At 71.3% G+C, this 14,256-nt stretch carries 13 protein-coding genes; 6 read left to right on the forward strand and 7 right to left on the reverse strand.

All coding sequences use genetic code 11. The features are described 5' to 3' along the window. A partial coding sequence (locus tag AB0B98_RS19285) for an AI-2E family transporter (protein ID WP_357364238.1) occupies positions 1-838 on the forward strand: 838 nt, incomplete at its 5' end. A 109-nt stretch (positions 839-947) separates the two neighbouring features. Here the strand turns inward: AB0B98_RS19285 and AB0B98_RS19290 are convergent. Further along, a complete protein-coding gene (locus AB0B98_RS19290; RefSeq protein ID WP_357364240.1) occupies positions 948-3,152 on the reverse strand; it encodes an ATP-dependent DNA helicase in 2,205 nt (734 codons plus the stop codon). A gap of 103 nt (positions 3,153-3,255) precedes the next feature. Here AB0B98_RS19290 and AB0B98_RS19295 point away from each other — a divergent pair, with 103 nt between their 5' ends. Beyond that, positions 3,256-3,762: a DUF402 domain-containing protein gene (locus AB0B98_RS19295; RefSeq protein WP_357279879.1), complete on the forward strand. Its 507-nt coding sequence runs from the start codon at positions 3,256-3,258 to the stop codon at positions 3,760-3,762. A 24-nt stretch (positions 3,763-3,786) separates the two neighbouring features. On the opposite strand, the gene sigJ is transcribed toward AB0B98_RS19295, so the two are convergent. Then, positions 3,787-4,752: an RNA polymerase sigma factor SigJ gene (gene sigJ, locus AB0B98_RS19300; RefSeq protein ID WP_357364242.1), complete on the reverse strand. Its 966-nt coding sequence runs from the start codon at positions 4,750-4,752 to the stop codon at positions 3,787-3,789. Between the two features lie 192 nt (positions 4,753-4,944). Between sigJ and AB0B98_RS19305 the strand changes: the two genes are divergently transcribed. The 3 genes from AB0B98_RS19305 to AB0B98_RS19315 all read left to right on the forward strand — a co-directional run bounded on the left by AB0B98_RS19305 (position 4,945) and on the right by AB0B98_RS19315 (position 7,655). Continuing rightward, a complete protein-coding gene (locus AB0B98_RS19305) occupies positions 4,945-5,889 on the forward strand; it encodes a PPK2 family polyphosphate kinase (RefSeq protein WP_357364243.1) in 945 nt (314 codons plus the stop codon). A 127-nt stretch (positions 5,890-6,016) separates the two neighbouring features. After that, entirely contained in the window at positions 6,017-6,643 is a 627-nt protein-coding gene (locus tag AB0B98_RS19310) for a DUF47 family protein (protein ID WP_053655020.1), read from the forward strand. A gap of 4 nt (positions 6,644-6,647) precedes the next feature. Then, positions 6,648-7,655, forward strand: coding sequence for an inorganic phosphate transporter (locus AB0B98_RS19315; RefSeq protein ID WP_091402868.1), 1,008 nt, complete (start codon positions 6,648-6,650; stop codon positions 7,653-7,655). A gap of 56 nt (positions 7,656-7,711) precedes the next feature. Here the strand turns inward: AB0B98_RS19315 and AB0B98_RS19320 are convergent, their stop codons facing one another. Then, on the reverse strand, positions 7,712-8,680 hold the full coding sequence (locus AB0B98_RS19320) for a Gfo/Idh/MocA family oxidoreductase (RefSeq protein ID WP_357364245.1): 969 nt from the start codon (positions 8,678-8,680) through the stop codon (positions 7,712-7,714). 297 nt (positions 8,681-8,977) lie between these two features. On the opposite strand from AB0B98_RS19320, the gene AB0B98_RS19325 reads away from it, so the two are divergent. Next, entirely contained in the window at positions 8,978-9,811 is an 834-nt protein-coding gene (locus tag AB0B98_RS19325) for an NUDIX hydrolase (protein WP_357364247.1), read from the forward strand. Between the two features lie 277 nt (positions 9,812-10,088). On the opposite strand, the gene pstB is transcribed toward AB0B98_RS19325, so the two are convergent. The 4 genes from pstB to pstS are packed head-to-tail and all read right to left on the reverse strand — an operon-like array spanning position 10,089 to position 14,204. Further along, entirely contained in the window at positions 10,089-10,865 is a 777-nt protein-coding gene (gene pstB / locus AB0B98_RS19330) for a phosphate ABC transporter ATP-binding protein PstB (RefSeq protein ID WP_112584183.1), read from the reverse strand. Positions 10,866-10,882: 17 nt separating this feature from the next. Beyond that, on the reverse strand, positions 10,883-11,971 hold the full coding sequence (pstA, locus tag AB0B98_RS19335; protein ID WP_357364248.1) for a phosphate ABC transporter permease PstA: 1,089 nt from the start codon (positions 11,969-11,971) through the stop codon (positions 10,883-10,885). Then, positions 11,968-13,059, reverse strand: a complete 1,092-nt coding sequence (pstC, locus tag AB0B98_RS19340) for a phosphate ABC transporter permease subunit PstC (protein WP_238666994.1) — start codon at positions 13,057-13,059, stop codon at positions 11,968-11,970. Before pstC ends, pstA begins: the two co-directional genes overlap by 4 nt. 38 nt (positions 13,060-13,097) lie before the next feature. Next, positions 13,098-14,204, reverse strand: coding sequence for a phosphate ABC transporter substrate-binding protein PstS (pstS, locus tag AB0B98_RS19345; RefSeq protein WP_238666993.1), 1,107 nt, complete (start codon positions 14,202-14,204; stop codon positions 13,098-13,100). Between the last annotated feature and the right edge of the window lie 52 nt (positions 14,205-14,256).

The raw sequence follows: 14,256 nt of genomic DNA on the forward strand, positions 1-14,256 counted from the left end.
CACGCTGACACTGGTGGTCAACGAGTTCATTCGCGGCGTACCGGAGCTGAGCGAGAAGTCGTCGGAGGGCGTCCGGCAGATCCAGAACTGGCTGAAGACGGGCCCGCTGCACCTCTCCGACACCCAACTCGACAGGTACATCGACGAGGCGCAGGCCTGGATCAACAACAACACCTCGAGGTTCACCAGCGGCGCGCTGAGCACCGCCGCGACCCTGGCCGAGGTGCTGACCGGCACGCTGCTGGTGCTCTTCGCGACGTTCTTCTTCCTGCGCGACGGCAACCGGATCTGGCGCTTCCTGGTCCGGCTGCTGCCGGTGGCCGCCCGGTGGAAGGTCGACGACGCGGGCCGCGCCTCCTGGCAGACGCTTGTCGCCTACGTCCGCGCGACAGTGCTTGTCGCGTTCATCGACGCGGTCGGCATCGGCATCTTCCTGGTCGCCTTCGACATCCCGTTCGCCTTCCCGCTGGCCGCCCTGGTCTTCCTCGGCGCGTTCATCCCGATCGTCGGTGCGGCGCTCTCCGGCGGCGTGGCGGTGCTGGTGGCCCTGGTCGACAGCGGCCCGGTCACCGCGCTGATCATCCTGGGCGCGGTGATCGGCGTGCAGCAGATCGAGGGGCACGTGCTCCAACCGCTGATCATGGGCCGGGCGGTCGCCCTCCACCCGCTCGCCGTGATCATCGGTATCGCCGCCGGTGTCGTACTCGCCGGCATCACCGGCGCGCTGGTCTCCGTGCCGCTCATCGCGGTGCTGAACACCGCGGTCCGCCGGCTTGCCGCCCGCAGGGTCCCGGACACTCCGCCCGACGCGGTGGTCGTCGCCTCCCAGGCCCCCTAGACCCGCGAGATCACGCAGGATCAAGGAAAGAGTGGCCTCCCGACAACGGGAGACCACTCTTTCCTTGTTTGAGCGCGATCTTGGGCCTGCCCGAGCGGCGCGGTGCGGGTCAGGACTTGGCCAGGCGTTCCAGCGCGCCCCGGGCCACCTCGGGGCGGGTCGTGTACCAGAACGGGGGCAGCGAGCAGCGCAGGAACGGCCCGTACCCTCGGGCCGTCTCCAGCCGGGAGTCGAGCACTGCTACCACTCCCTTGTCGCCGGTCGCCCGGATCAGCCGGCCCACGCCCTGCGCCAGCCGTACCGCCGCGATCGGCACGCTGACCGCCGCGAAGCCGGAGCCACCGCCCGCGTCCACTGCCGCCGCGCGGGCCGCCGCCAGCGGTTCGTCCGGGCGGGGGAAGGGCAGCCGGTCGATGACGACGAGCTGGCAGGCGTCACCCGGCACATCCACCCCCTGCCAGAGCGACATCACCCCGAACAGGCAGCTGGCGCGCTCCTCGCGGAAGCGGCGCACCAGCAGCGGCAGCGCCTCCTCACCCTGGAGCAACACCGGCAGGTCGGTCCGCGCGCGCAACAGCTCCGCCGCCTGCTGCGCGGCCCGCCGGGAGGAGAAGAGCCCCAGAGTACGACCACCGAGCGCCTCGACCAGCCCGAGCAGTTCCTCCCCGGCCGCCTCGGGCAACCCGGAGACGCTGGGGCGGGGAAGGTGCGCGGCGACGTACAGGATGCCCTGCCGGGCGTAGTCGAACGGCGAACCGACGTCGAGTGACCGCCAACCGGGGCCTTCGGTGGCCGGGACGACGGCGTTCGCTGTGACGTCGCCGGCGACGCGACGGCCCGGTGCCTCGGCAGCCGGCCGGCCGGGCCCGGTGCGGGCGGCCAGTGCGGCAGCGGCGGGGGTCGGCGGGGCGGGCGGCGGCGCGTCCAGCCCGAGGGCGCGGGCGACGGTGTCGAACCGGCCGCCCAGCGCCAGGGTCGCCGAGGTGGCCACGACGGTGCGTTCGTCGTACAGGTGGGTGGCGAGGGTGCCGGCCACCGACAGCGGCGCGACCACAAGCGCGCGGCGGTTGCCGCTGTCGTTCTTCTCCACCCAGGCCACGTCGTGGTCGCCCTCCTCCAGCAGCCGCTGCGCGGTGGTGGAGAGCTCGTCCAGGGCAGCCTTGGCCTGCTGCTTGCGGACCGGGTCGGGATCGTCGGACTTGATGTCGCCGATCGCGTCCAGGGCGGAGCGGGTCGCCGCGTCGAGCAGCGTGCACGCCTCCCGCAGTGGCGTCGGCAGCCCCGCGGTGATCCGCCCGGCCGGCGCCTCGGCCAGCCCGACCGCCAGGGCGTCGCCGGCGGCGGTGAGCGCCTCGGCGGTCTCCGGGCGCAGCAGCGTACGGGCCCGCCGGGTGGTCCGGTCGATCAGCTCCGGCACCAGCTCCGCCTGGGCGGCGGAGGAGACCCGGTCGGCCAGCTCGTGCGCCTCGTCGACGATGAGCAACTTGTGCGGCGGCACGATGTGCCGGTCGGCGAGCATGTCGACAGCGAGCAGGCTGTGGTTGGTCACCACGATGTCGGCCTCCCGGGCGCGGGCCCGCGACGCCTCGGCGAAGCACTCCTGCCCGAACGGGCAACGGGCCGCGCCGACGCACTCCCGGGCCGGCATCGACACCAGCCGCCAGGCCTGGTCGTCGACGCCCGGGTCCAGTTCGTCCCGGTCGCCGGTGGCGGTCTTCTCGGCCCAGTCGCGCAGCCGCTCGACCTGCTTGCCCAGCCGGCCCGCCTCACCGAGCCACTTCGTCCCGCCGCCAGGGCGCGCCGCGGGGGCGTCGAAGAGGGTGTCCTCCGGTTCCTCCTCGGTGGAGTTGTCCAGTCGGGCGAGGCAGAGATAGTGATGGCGGCCCTTGAGCACGGCGAAGGTGGGCCGACGGCCGAGCACCGGCTCGACCGCGTCGGCGAGCCGGGGCAGGTCGTGGTCGACCAGTTGGGACTGCAAAGCCAGGGTGGCAGTGGAGACCACCACCGGGCCGTCCACAGTGAGCGCCGGCGCGAGGTACGCCAGCGACTTGCCGGTCCCGGTGCCCGCCTGCACGAGCAGATGCTCGCCGCCGGCCACGCACTCCTCGATCGCCGTGGTCATCTGCAGTTGGCCGGGGCGCTCAGCGCCGCCGGGCACCGCGCCGACCGCCGCCGCCAGCAGCTCGGTGCCACTGGGCCGGGCACCCCGCCGCCGGCCCTTTCCACGGGCCGACGGGGTGGCGGAACCGGTGGCGGTGCGGGGCGGAGTCACCGTGCGACGGTACCCGGCGCCGCCGACACCGACCGCGCCCATCCGCCGCGTGGCGCGATGCCGACCGGCGCGGGCGTTGCGGCCGACCCCGTCCGGTTACGGCCGCGCTACGACGCGTTGGGCTGTATCGGTTAGGGTGCGAATCATGCCGAGCGACATGGTCCGCGTGATCTACCGCAAGTACGACGGCAGCGCCCACCGCGACTACCCGGCCCGCCGGCTCACCGAGGACGATCTCGGCGTCTGGCTCGGCGTGCCCGAGGGCACCGAGTCGGTCTACCACGGCCGGCCCTCGGTGGAGAAGATCCCGTTCGTGCTGTTGGTGCCACACCGCGCCTGGTGGACGGGCATGTTCAACCCCCCGCCCCGCACCAGCGAGGTCTACTGCGACATCACGACCCCGGCCCACTGGGAGTCCGACGACACCGTCCACCTGATCGACCTGGACCTGGACGTCGTCAGGCGTCGGGCCACCGGCCTGGTGGAGCTGCTCGACGAGGACGAGTTCGCCGAGCACCGGGCCCGGTTCGGCTACCCGGACGACGTGGTTGCCGAGGCCGAAGCCGCGGCACAGCGGCTGTTGGGGGCCCTGGGCGACGGCACCGAGCCGTTCGCCACCGCGTACCGCAAATGGTTGGCTCTGGTGGTCTGAGGCCGCACGCCCGGCCGCGCCAGCTCACCAGCGCGGCGGCCAGCCGTCCGCCGCCGCCAGCGGTGGCAGGTCGGTCAGCTTCTCCGGGTTGAGCTGGTTGTAGATCGCGGTGATCCGGCCCTGGTCGACAGCGAACGCGGTGACCAGGCGGATCGGTCGCCCGTCGCTGTGCGTCGTCTCCAGTTGCAGGCCGAGAACGCCGTCGACGAGCACCGGCCGAGCCAGCACCCGGTCGGTGTACCGGCCGGTCCGGCCGAACAGGCCGAGCGTGAGGCGAGCCACGGAGTCCGCGCCGAGCACCGGCCAGCGGGCGGCCGGGAAATGCCCGCCCGAGTCGCCGACGAAGACCACGTCCGGCGCGAGCACCTGAAGCAGTTGGTCCAGTTCGCCGGACTCGGTGGCGGCGACGAACGCCTCGAGCACCCGGCGTTGCTCGGCCGGGTCGGCGGTGTGCCGGGGTACGTCCGGCGAGGTGACCGCCCGTCGGGCCCGGGAGGCGAGCTGCCGAGCCGCCACCTCGGTGGTGCCGAGCACCCCCGCGACCTGCGCGAACGGCAGCGCGAACACGTCGTGCAGAACGAGAGCGACCCGTTGCTCCGGCGCGAGCCGCTCCAGCACCACCAGCAGCGCCGTGCCGACCTCGTCGGTGCGCACCGCCCGCTCCGCCGGGTCTGGCGCGTAGCCGTCGGCTGGCAGCCGGCCGCCCAACTGGCTCACCACAGGCTCCGGCAGCCACTGCCCCGGGTACGCCTCCCGGCGGACCCGGGCCGAGCGGAGCACGTCCAGGCAGATCCGAGCGCAGGTGGTGGTCAGCCACGCGGACAGGTCCCGGATCTCGGCGCGGGCCGCCGGGTCGGCCAGCGCCCCGGCGTAACGCAGCCAGGTCTCCTGCACCGCGTCCTCCGCCTCGCTGCGGCTGCCCAGCATCCGGTGGGCCACCGCGAGCAGCCGGCCCCGCTCGGCCTCGAACTCCGTCGCCAGCTCCCGCACGACCCACCACCCCTTCCGGTCGGCGTCCCCGGCCTACATCCTCCCGCCGAGGGGCCGCGCCGGCAGCCCCGAAACGGCCCGGCGGGCCGATGCTGTCGGTGGGGTGGGGACCGCGTGGTGCCGGACAGCGGGTCGGGTCCAGGAGGTGACTCTCGGCGGGCGGAACGGCGGTGGGTGGGCGATGATCCGTGCATGAGCGCACCCCAGCAAGGGCAGATCGTGGCGCCGGACGGCGGTTCCGTGCGGGACCTGCTGCGCGTCACCGCGCCGGTGGATCTCGGCGCGATCGATCCGCGGTCCATGCCCGGCCTGCCGGAGCCCGCCGGCCGCGGCGAGCACCGTAAGACCTGGGCGCGCGAGCAGGTGGAGCTGGTCGGCGAGGAGTTGGGCCGGCAGCAGGAGATGCTTTTCGCGATGGCCAAGACCGGGTCGGAACGGCCGGCGCGCCGGGTGCTGCTGGTGCTCCAGGCAATGGACTGCGGCGGCAAGGACGGCACGATCAAGCGGGTGGCCGGCGCGATGAACCCGCTGGGCCTGCACATCCGCTCGTTCGGGCCGCCGACCCGCCAGGAGCTGCGGCACGACTTCCTCTGGCGGATTCGCCGGGAGCTGCCACCGCCCGGGTACGTGGGGATGTTCAACCGTTCACACTACGAGGATGTGTTGATCGCCCGGGTCGGCTCGCTGGTGCCGGAGACGACCTGGCGAGCCCGCTATGACGAGATCAACTCTTTCGAGCAGGAGCTGGCCGAGGGCGGCGGCGTCACCCTGATCAAGGTGATGCTGCACATCTCGTACGCCGAGCAGGGCAAGCGCCTGATGGAGCGGCTCACCGACCCGCGCAAGCACTGGAAGTACAACCCCTCCGACATCGACTCGCGAGGGCACTGGGACGACTACCAGGCCGCGTACGCAGAGGCCCTGGGCCGGTGCGACACGGACGCCGCGCCCTGGTTCGTGGTGCCGGCGGACCGCAAGTGGTACCGGGACTGGGCGGTGGCTCACCTGCTGCGTGAGACGTTCGACACGCTCGAACTGGGGTATCCGGCTGCCGATTTCGACGTGTCGCGGGAGCGCAAGCGCCTGTTGGCTGGGGGAGTGGGTGCGGGTGGGGCGGCCGAGATGAACGGCAGGTGAACGACCGGTGAATGGTGCCTGGCCAGGGGTGGGCCGGCGAATTCCCGGTTCTGCCGTTTTCTAGCATTCACCGAGCGGGCGCTCTCGGGCACCGCCACCCTTCCACCGACGCGACGAGGTCTGTGCTGTGAAGTTTTCCTTCCGCCCCACCGAGGGCGCCTTCTACGAGCTCTTCACCAGGGCCGCGCAGAACCTGGTCCGGGGCACCGCGCTGCTCAACGAGCTGGCCCTGCCCGGCGTGGACGTGCAGTCCGTCAGCGAGCGGCTGACCGAGGTCGAGCACGACAGCGACCAGATCACCCACGATCTGTACAAGAAGATCAACTCGACCTTCATCACCCCGTTCGACAGGGAGGACATCTACCGGCTCGGCTCGCTGCTGGACGACGTGATGGACCACCTGGAAGCGGTCGGCGACCTGCTCTACCTGTACGGGCTGACCGAGCTTCCGGCGCTCCCCCGTGAGCTGCACGAGATGGTCAACGTGCTCGACCAGCAGGCCAAGCTGACCGCCGACGCCATGCCCCGGCTCAAGTCGATGAAGGATCTCGAGGACTACTGGATCGAGTGCAACCGGCTAGAGAACGAGGGCGACCGGATCAACCGGCAGCTGCTCGTCCGGCTCTTCTCCGGTGAGTACGACGCGTTGACGGTGCTGAAGATGAAGGAGGTCGCCGACGAGCTGGAGGCCGCCTGCGACGCCTTCGAGCACGTGGCCAACACCGTCGAGACCATCGCCGTCAAGGAGTCCTGAGCCGGTGTCCCCTGAACTCATCGCCGTGTTGGCGGTGATCGCGGTGGCCTTGGCGTTCGACTACACCAACGGCTTCCACGACGCCGCCAACGCGATCGCCACAAGCGTCTCCACGCGGGCACTGACACCTCGGATCGCCCTCGGGCTCGCCGCTGTCGGCAATTTCGTCGGCGCCCACTTCGGCGCCGGCGTGGCCAAGACCGTCGGCGACGGTCTGGTCACCCTCCCCACCGGGGTGAACAGCCTCGGGGTGGTCTTCGCCGGGGTGCTCGGGGCGATCGCTTGGAACCTGATCACCTGGTACTTCGGTCTGCCGTCGTCGTCCTCGCACGCGCTCTTCGGCGGCCTCGTCGGCGCGACCCTGCTGTCCACCGGCGGCATCGTGCAGTGGGGCAACATCGGCGAGAAGGTGCTGCTGCCGATGGTGCTGTCGCCGATCGTCGGCCTCACCCTCGGTTACCTGCTGATGCTGGCGATCCTGTGGCTGTTCCGGAAGGGGCAGCCGGGCAAGCTCAACCGGGGCTTCCGCTGGGCGCAGACCGCCTCGGCGGCCGCCATGTCGGTAGGCCACGGCATGCAGGACGCCGCCAAGACCATGGGCATCGTGGTGCTGGCGCTCTACACCGGTGGTTTCCAGGAGAGCAAGACGCACATCCCGGGCTGGGTCTTCTGGACCTCGGCGACGATGCTCGCCCTCGGCACGTACGCCGGCGGCTGGCGGATCATCCGTACCCTCGGACGAAAGATCATCGATCTGGGGCCGCCGGAAGGCTTCGCCGCCGAGACCGTCGCCAGCGCGGTGCTCTACTTCAACGCCCTGGTGCTGAAGGCGCCGATCTCCACCACCCACACGATCACCTCGGCGATCATGGGTGTGGGCGCGACCAAGCGGCTCTCCGCCGTCCGCTGGAACGTGGCCGGCAACATCGTGCTCGCCTGGATCATCACGTTCCCGGCCGCCGCGCTGATCGCGTGCGTCACGTACCTGCTGGTCCGACCGCTCTTCGGCTGAGTTTCCGGAAGGGCCCCTGGCTACGGCGAGACCGTGGCCGGGGGCCCTTTCGCCGTTCAGACGTAACGCACGCCGATCTGCTCGCGGACCGTGTCCAGCAGTGTCATCACCTCAAGGGTCGTGGCATGCGGCACCACAGGGCTCTCGGTCAGGCCGGCGGCCAGGCAGCGCTGCACCTCGATCGCCTCGTACTGGTAGCCGTTGCCGGCCCCGTCGGCGACGATCGTCTCCGGCTCCGCGCCGGCCCGGTGCACTGTCACCGAACCCGGCCGGAAGAACGGCTCCGGCAGGTCGATCCGCCCCGTGGTGCCGGTGATCGAGGCGGTCTGCCCGCTCAACCCGACCATGCCGCAGCTCAGGTTCGCCAGCGCGCCGGTGTCGTAGCCGAACAGCATGCCGGTGTTCTCGTCAGTGCCCTCCGGCCCGAGCTGCGCCCAGGACCTGATGTGCTGCGGCACCCCGAGCAGCAGGTGGGCCAGGCTGATCGGGTAGATCCCCAGGTCGAGCAGGGCACCCCCGCCCAGCGCCGCGTTGCGCATCCGGTGCTCCGGCGGGAACGGCCCGGCCACCCCGAAGTCGGCCCGGAGGCCGGTCACGGTGCCGATCGCCCCGTCCGCGATGAGCTCGACGACCCGCAGGATCATCGGATTCAGCCGCATCCACATGGCCTCCATCAGGAAGACCCCGGCCGCGCGGGCAGTCTGCACCAACTCGGTGCTGGTGGCCAGGTCGAGCGTGAACGGCTTCTCCAACAGCACCGCCCGCCCGGCGGTGAGGCAGGTCATCGCCGCCTCATAGTGCGCGGAGTGTGGCGTCGCCACGTAGATCGCGTCCACCTCCGGGTCGGCGGCCAACTCCACCCAGGAGCCGTAGGCGCGCTTCGCGCCGTACGTGTCGGCGAAGCGCCGCGCGCTCTCCACGGCGCGGGAACCGACAGCCACCAACTCGGCGTCCGGCACCAGCCGGAGGTCTTCGGCGAAACGGCTGGCGATGTGGCCGGTGGCCAGGATGCCCCAACGAGTCATGCCGGAACGCTAACCGAGCCAGGTGAACCGCCCGCTGCCCGGTCGCCAGCCAGTTCATCCGGCGGGACCCGGAGGCGTTCCTGGCCGCCCCGCGCGCCGCGCGCCGCGCCCTGCCGTGAGCCGCGCCCCGTTGTGAGCCGCGCTCCGCCGGGCGACCACCCGCACCCAGGCCCTTTGCTCTGCTTCAACCGACGCAACAGTGACCGGACATCCTCGCCTGGATTGAAGCAGAGCAAGGGAGGCGTGGGGCGATGCGGGCGAGCCGGCGCCGGCTGGTCGGGGAACTAGGCTCGCGGCATGACGATCGACAGCGACGGTTTCGCCGCCCCGGCCGCCCTGGTCGAGCACGCCCGCCGGTTCCAGGCCGAGGGTGGCACCCCGGCGACGCCGCGGGTCGCGGCCACCGTGCTGCTGCTGCGTCCGACCGACACCGACTTCGAGGTGTACGTCATCCGCCGGGTCGCCGCGATGACCTTCGGCGGGATGTACGCCTTCCCCGGCGGCGGGGTGGACCGCTCCGACTCGGAGGCGCACCTGGACTGGGCCGGCCCGACCCCCGCCGAGTGGGCGGACCGGCTCGGGGTGGCCCCGCAGGCCGCGCAGGCGGTGGTCTGCGCCGCCGCTCGGGAGGTCTTCGAGGAGGCCGGCGTACTGCTCGCCGGTCCGAACCGGGAAACCGTTGTGGGCGACGTCAGCGGCGACGACTGGGAGGCGGCCCGGCAGGACCTGGAGGGGCGACGGCTGGGCTTCGCCGCGCTGCTCGCCGATCGTCAGCTCACCCTCCGGTCGGACCTGCTGCTGCCGTGGAGCCGGTGGATCACTCCCGAGTTCGAGCCGCGCCGCTTCGACACGTACTTCTTCATCGCCCTGCTGCCGGCGGGCCAGCGGACCCGCGACGTCTCCGGCGAGGCCGACCACACGCTGTGGATCCGGCCGGCGGACGCGCTGGCCCGCGCGCAGGCCGGCGAGCTGACCATGTTGCCACCGACAGTGGTCACGCTGGCCCAGGTGGCGGCGGCCGGCGACCTGGCCGGGGTGGCGCGGGCGGCGGCCGATCGAGACGCGGCCACGCCGGTCACCCCGCGCCTGGACCTGCCCCCGAACGGCGAACCCCGCTTCGTCCTGGGCTGACCACCGCCCCGAGCCTGACCCCGCCCGCGCCTGCCCGCCCGGAGCGCGCCCGTACCCGCGCCTGCCTGCGCCTCCCGCCGCCACCGCCACCGCCACCGCAAGATCGTGCTCGATCCAGGAAGTAGTGGCGTCGTTGCGGGGAGGAGGCCACTACTTCCACGTTCCAGCGCGATCTTGGAGGCGCGCGACGGCGTTGGTGGCGGGGTGAGGCGGGGCCGGACATGGCACCGGCGCCCACGCCGGGAGGGCGGGGCGCCGGTGACCGGACGTGGTCGGCTCAGCCGAAGCGGCCGGTGATGTAGTCCTCGGTCTTCTTCACGCTCGGGTTGCTGAAGATCTTCTGGGTGTTGTCGTACTCGATCAGCCGGCCCGGGTCGCCGGTCTTCTCGATCGAGAAGAAGGCGGTCCGGTCCGACACGCGGGCGGCCTGCTGCATGTTGTGCGTCACGATGATGATCGTGAACTTGTCCTTGAGCTGGAACATCAGGTCCTCGATCGCCAGCGTGGAGATCGGGTCCAGGGCGGAGCACGGTTCGTCCATCAGGACGACCTGCGGCTCGACCGCGATGGTCCGGGCGATGCAAAGCCGCTGCTGCTGACCGCCGGAGAGGCCCGCGCCGGGCTTGCCCAGCCGGTCCTTGACCTCGCCCCACAGGTTCGCGGCGCGCAGGGCCTTCTCGGCCGCGTCCTCCAGGATCGACTTCTTGCGGACCCCGTTGAGCTTCAGCCCGGCCACCACGTTCTCGAAGATGCTCATGGTGGGGAACGGGTTCGGCCGTTGGAAGACCATGCCGATGGTGCGCCGGACCGCTGTGACGTCCACGTCCCGGTCGTAGATGTCCTGGTCGTCGATGGTCAGGCTGCCCTCGACCCGGGCCCCCGGCAGCACCTCGTGCATCCGGTTGATCGACCGCAGGAACGTCGACTTGCCGCAGCCGGACGGCCCGATGAGAGCGGTGACCGTCTTCGGCTCGACAGTCAGGTTGATGTTCTCGATCGCTTTGAAGCCGCCGTAGTACGCGGTGACGTTCGAGGCGGATACGCGCTTGGCCATTGTGGTACCTCCGGGGTTCATCGGCTGAGCCTGTTGCGACGGGCCAGCAGCTTCGCCGCGATCGTCAGGATGAGCACGAGGGCGACCAGGGTGAGTGCCGCGGTCCACGCCCGTGCCGGTGCGTACTTCGACGCGTCGCCGGCCTGCTGGTAGACGAAGAGGGACAGCGACGACTGGTTGTTCTCGAAGGGGTTGGTGTTGATCGCGGCGCCACCGCCGGCGACCAGCAGCACCGGCGCGGTCTCACCGGCCGCGCGGGCGATGGCGAGCATGACGCCGGTGACGATGCCGGGCAGCGCCGTCGGCAGCACCACCCGCAGGATGGTCTTCCACTTGGGTACGCCGAGCGCGTACGCGCCCTCGCGCAGTGGCGCCGGTACGAGGCGGAGCATCTCCTCGGTGGACCGGACGATGGTGGGCAGCATGAGCACGCTCAGCGCGAGCGCGGCGGCGAAGCCGGAGAAGCTGGGCCGACCGTCGTTGAACCACGGCGACACGATCAGCACCCAGAACGCCAGCACGAAGAGGCCGGAGACGATCGACGGGATGCCGGTCATCACGTCCACGAAGAACCGGATCGCGAAGGCGAACTTGCCCCGCCCGTACTCGACGATGTAGATCGCGCAGAGAACGCCGAGCGGGACGGTGATCAGTGCGGCGATGCCGACCTGCTCCAGCGTGCCGACGATCGCGTGGTACGCGCCGCCGTTGGCGTCCCGGGCCCCGATGTTGTTCATCGAGGTCTGGAAGAAGTTGACGTCCAGTCGGTCGGCGCCCTTGCTGACCAGCGTCCAGACCACCGACACGAGCGGCAGCACCGCCAGCACGAAGGCGGAGTGGATCAGTGCGCTCCAGGTGCGGTTGCGGGCCGATCGGCGCCCCTCGACCGCGTTGGCGGCGGCGAAGAGCCCGACCAGGTAGAGGATCGCGGCGAGGACGACCACGAGGACCGGGCCGCCGATGCTGGTGCCGTAGACGATCACGGCGGAGAGCGCCAGGGCCGCCACGGCGATGGCCGGGGCGGCGTACCAGGGCAGCCGCTTGGCCCGCAGCGAGTCGGGTTGGGCCGGCGGCCGGGTGCGGTGGGAGGTGGCGGTTGTGGTCATGCGGCCGACTCCGTGAACTCCCGGCGGCGGTAGATGATCGCCCGCGCCGTGATGTTGACGATCAGCGTGATGGTGAACAGCACCAGACCGGAGGCGATGAGCGCGCCCCGGCCGGTCTCGTTCGCCTCGCCGAACGCGTTGGCGATGTTGGCGGCGATGGTGTTGCCGCCGTTCTGGATCAGGTTGAACGAGATGCCGAAGGTGATACCGAGGGTCAGCGCCAGGGCGATGGTCTCGCCGAGCGCCCGGCCGAGGCCGAGCATCATCGCGGCGATGATGCCGGGACGGCCGTAGGGCAGCACCGCGGTGCGGAGCATCTCCCAACGGGTGGCGCCCAGGGCGAGGGCGGCTTCCTCGTTCGCCGTCGGCGTCTGGAGGAACACCTCGCGGGAGAGCGAGGTGATGATCGGCAGCACCATGATCGCGAGCACCAGGGCGCCGAGCATGACGGACGCCCCGAACGGGCCGTCGCCACCGAAGAGCGGGATCCAGCCGAAGTGCTCGTTCAGCCAGACCGAGAAGTCCCGGACGGGGCTGCTGAAGACGTCCCGCCCCCAGAGGCCGAAGACCACGCTCGGCACGGCGGCCAGCAGGTCGACCAGGAAGCCGAGCGCGGTGCCCAACCGGCGCGGCGCGTAGTGCGAGAGGTAGAGCGCGATGCCGAGCGCGACCGGCACCGCGATGAGCAGTGCGAGCGCCGAGCTGAGCACGGTGCCGAAGGCGAGCGCACCGATGCCGAACTTCGGCTCTGTCTCGTTGGGGGACCAGCCCTCGTAGGACCAGAAGTTCTCGGTGTTGGCGCGTAGGGCCGGCACCGCCTTGGCGACCAGGAAGATCGCGATGGCGGCGATGATGACCAGAACTGCGGTGCCGGCGGCCAGGGTGAGGCCGCGGAAGGCCCGCTCGGCGCCGAACCTACGGCTGCGCGGCAGCGCGCCGCCGCCGCCCAGCCCGGTGCCGCCCGGGGAACGGGTGCTGACTGGTGCCTCGGCCACACGCGCCGAGGCACCGGCGGGCCACTCGTGACTCTGCGTCACGCGCGTCCCGCCGGTGCCGGCGTCGGCCGAGCGGTGAGGGGTTTCACCCATCTGCTCGCTCGATTCGGTTGCGGAGGTGTGGAATCGGGTCAGGAGAGGTTCTTGACCGCGGTCTCGACCTTGGTGCGGACCGTCTCCGGCAGCGGGGCGTAGCCCAGCTCGGTGAGAGAGGCCTGGCCCTCGGCGCTGGCGGCGTGGCCCAGCAGGCCCTTGACCAGCTTCAGCTTGTCGGCCGCGAGGCCCTTGCTGCAGACGATCTCGTACGTGGCAAGGACGATCGGGTACGCCCCGGCCTCCTTGGTGTTGTAGTCGATCTTCAGCTTGAGGTCGTCGCCCTGACCCTCGACGGCAGCGCCGGCGATGGTCTTGCCGGCCGCCTCGGCGGTCAGCGCGGCGAACTCGCCGTTGCCGTTGCCGATCTTCGACATCTTCAGACCGGCGTTCTCGGCGAACGACCACTCCATGTAGCCGATGGCGCCGTCCGCGCCCTTGACCTTGCTGGCCACGCCGTCCGAGCCCTTGGCGCCGGTGCCGCCCGGGGCCTTCCACGCCTTGGCGTTGCCCAGGGTCCAGTCGCTCTCAGCGGTCTTCGAGAGGTACTTGGTGAAGTTGTCGGTGGTGCCCGACTCGTCCGAGCGGTGGACGGTCTGGATCGTGGTCGCCGGGAGCTTGGCCTCCGGGTTGTCGGCCTTGATCGTGGCGTCGTCCCACTTGGTGACCTTGCCGGCGAAGATCTTCGCCAGGGTGGCCGGCTTGAGCTGGAGGTTGTCCACGCCGCTGACGTTGTAGGCGACGGCCACCGGGCCGATCACCATCGGCAGGTGGATGGCCTTGCCGCCGACGCACTTGGCGTCCGCCTGCGGCTGCTCCTCCGGCTTGAGCGCGGAGTCGGAACCGGCGAAGTCGGCGGTCCCGGCGATGAACGCCTGGATGCCGGCACCCGAGCCGGAAGCCTCGTAGTTGATCGTGGTGCCCTGGCACTTCTGCTGGTACGCCTTGATCCACTCGGCCATGGCGTTCTTCTGCGCCGACGAGCCCTGGGCGTTCAGCGTGCCGGTAGCGCAGTCGACCGCGGCGGCCGAGCCCGAAGCACTCGCGCCGGAGGCGGGCTCGTTGTTGTCCGAGCCGCATGCACTGAGGCCGAGCGTCGCGGCAAGAGCGAGGCAGGCAATAGTGCCGTACCGCTGGAGCTTCACCTGAGGGGTTTCCCTTCGCGTCTGACTTGGCGCCCCGATCCCGGGGCCCGAG

Source organism: Micromonospora sp. NPDC048947, assembly GCF_040649495.1.
Taxonomy (GTDB): Bacteria; Actinomycetota; Actinomycetes; order Mycobacteriales; family Micromonosporaceae; genus Micromonospora; species Micromonospora alfalfae.

What these genes read in the sequence shown, in the direction of transcription:
- AB0B98_RS19290 (WP_357364240.1), bottom strand. Translation starts at nt 3,152, where the DNA reads ATGGGCGCGGTCGGTGTCGGCGGCGCCGGGTACCGTCGCACGGTGACT.
- AB0B98_RS19295 (WP_357279879.1), top strand. Translation starts at nt 3,256, where the DNA reads ATGCCGAGCGACATGGTCCGCGTGATCTACCGCAAGTACGACGGCAGC.
- AB0B98_RS19305 (WP_357364243.1), top strand. Translation starts at nt 4,945, where the DNA reads ATGAGCGCACCCCAGCAAGGGCAGATCGTGGCGCCGGACGGCGGTTCC.
- AB0B98_RS19320 (WP_357364245.1), bottom strand. Translation starts at nt 8,680, where the DNA reads ATGACTCGTTGGGGCATCCTGGCCACCGGCCACATCGCCAGCCGTTTC.
- AB0B98_RS19325 (WP_357364247.1), top strand. Translation starts at nt 8,978, where the DNA reads ATGACGATCGACAGCGACGGTTTCGCCGCCCCGGCCGCCCTGGTCGAG.
- pstB (WP_112584183.1), bottom strand. Translation starts at nt 10,865, where the DNA reads ATGGCCAAGCGCGTATCCGCCTCGAACGTCACCGCGTACTACGGCGGC.
- pstA (WP_357364248.1), bottom strand. Translation starts at nt 11,971, where the DNA reads ATGACCACAACCGCCACCTCCCACCGCACCCGGCCGCCGGCCCAACCC.
- pstC (WP_238666994.1), bottom strand. Translation starts at nt 13,059, where the DNA reads ATGGGTGAAACCCCTCACCGCTCGGCCGACGCCGGCACCGGCGGGACG.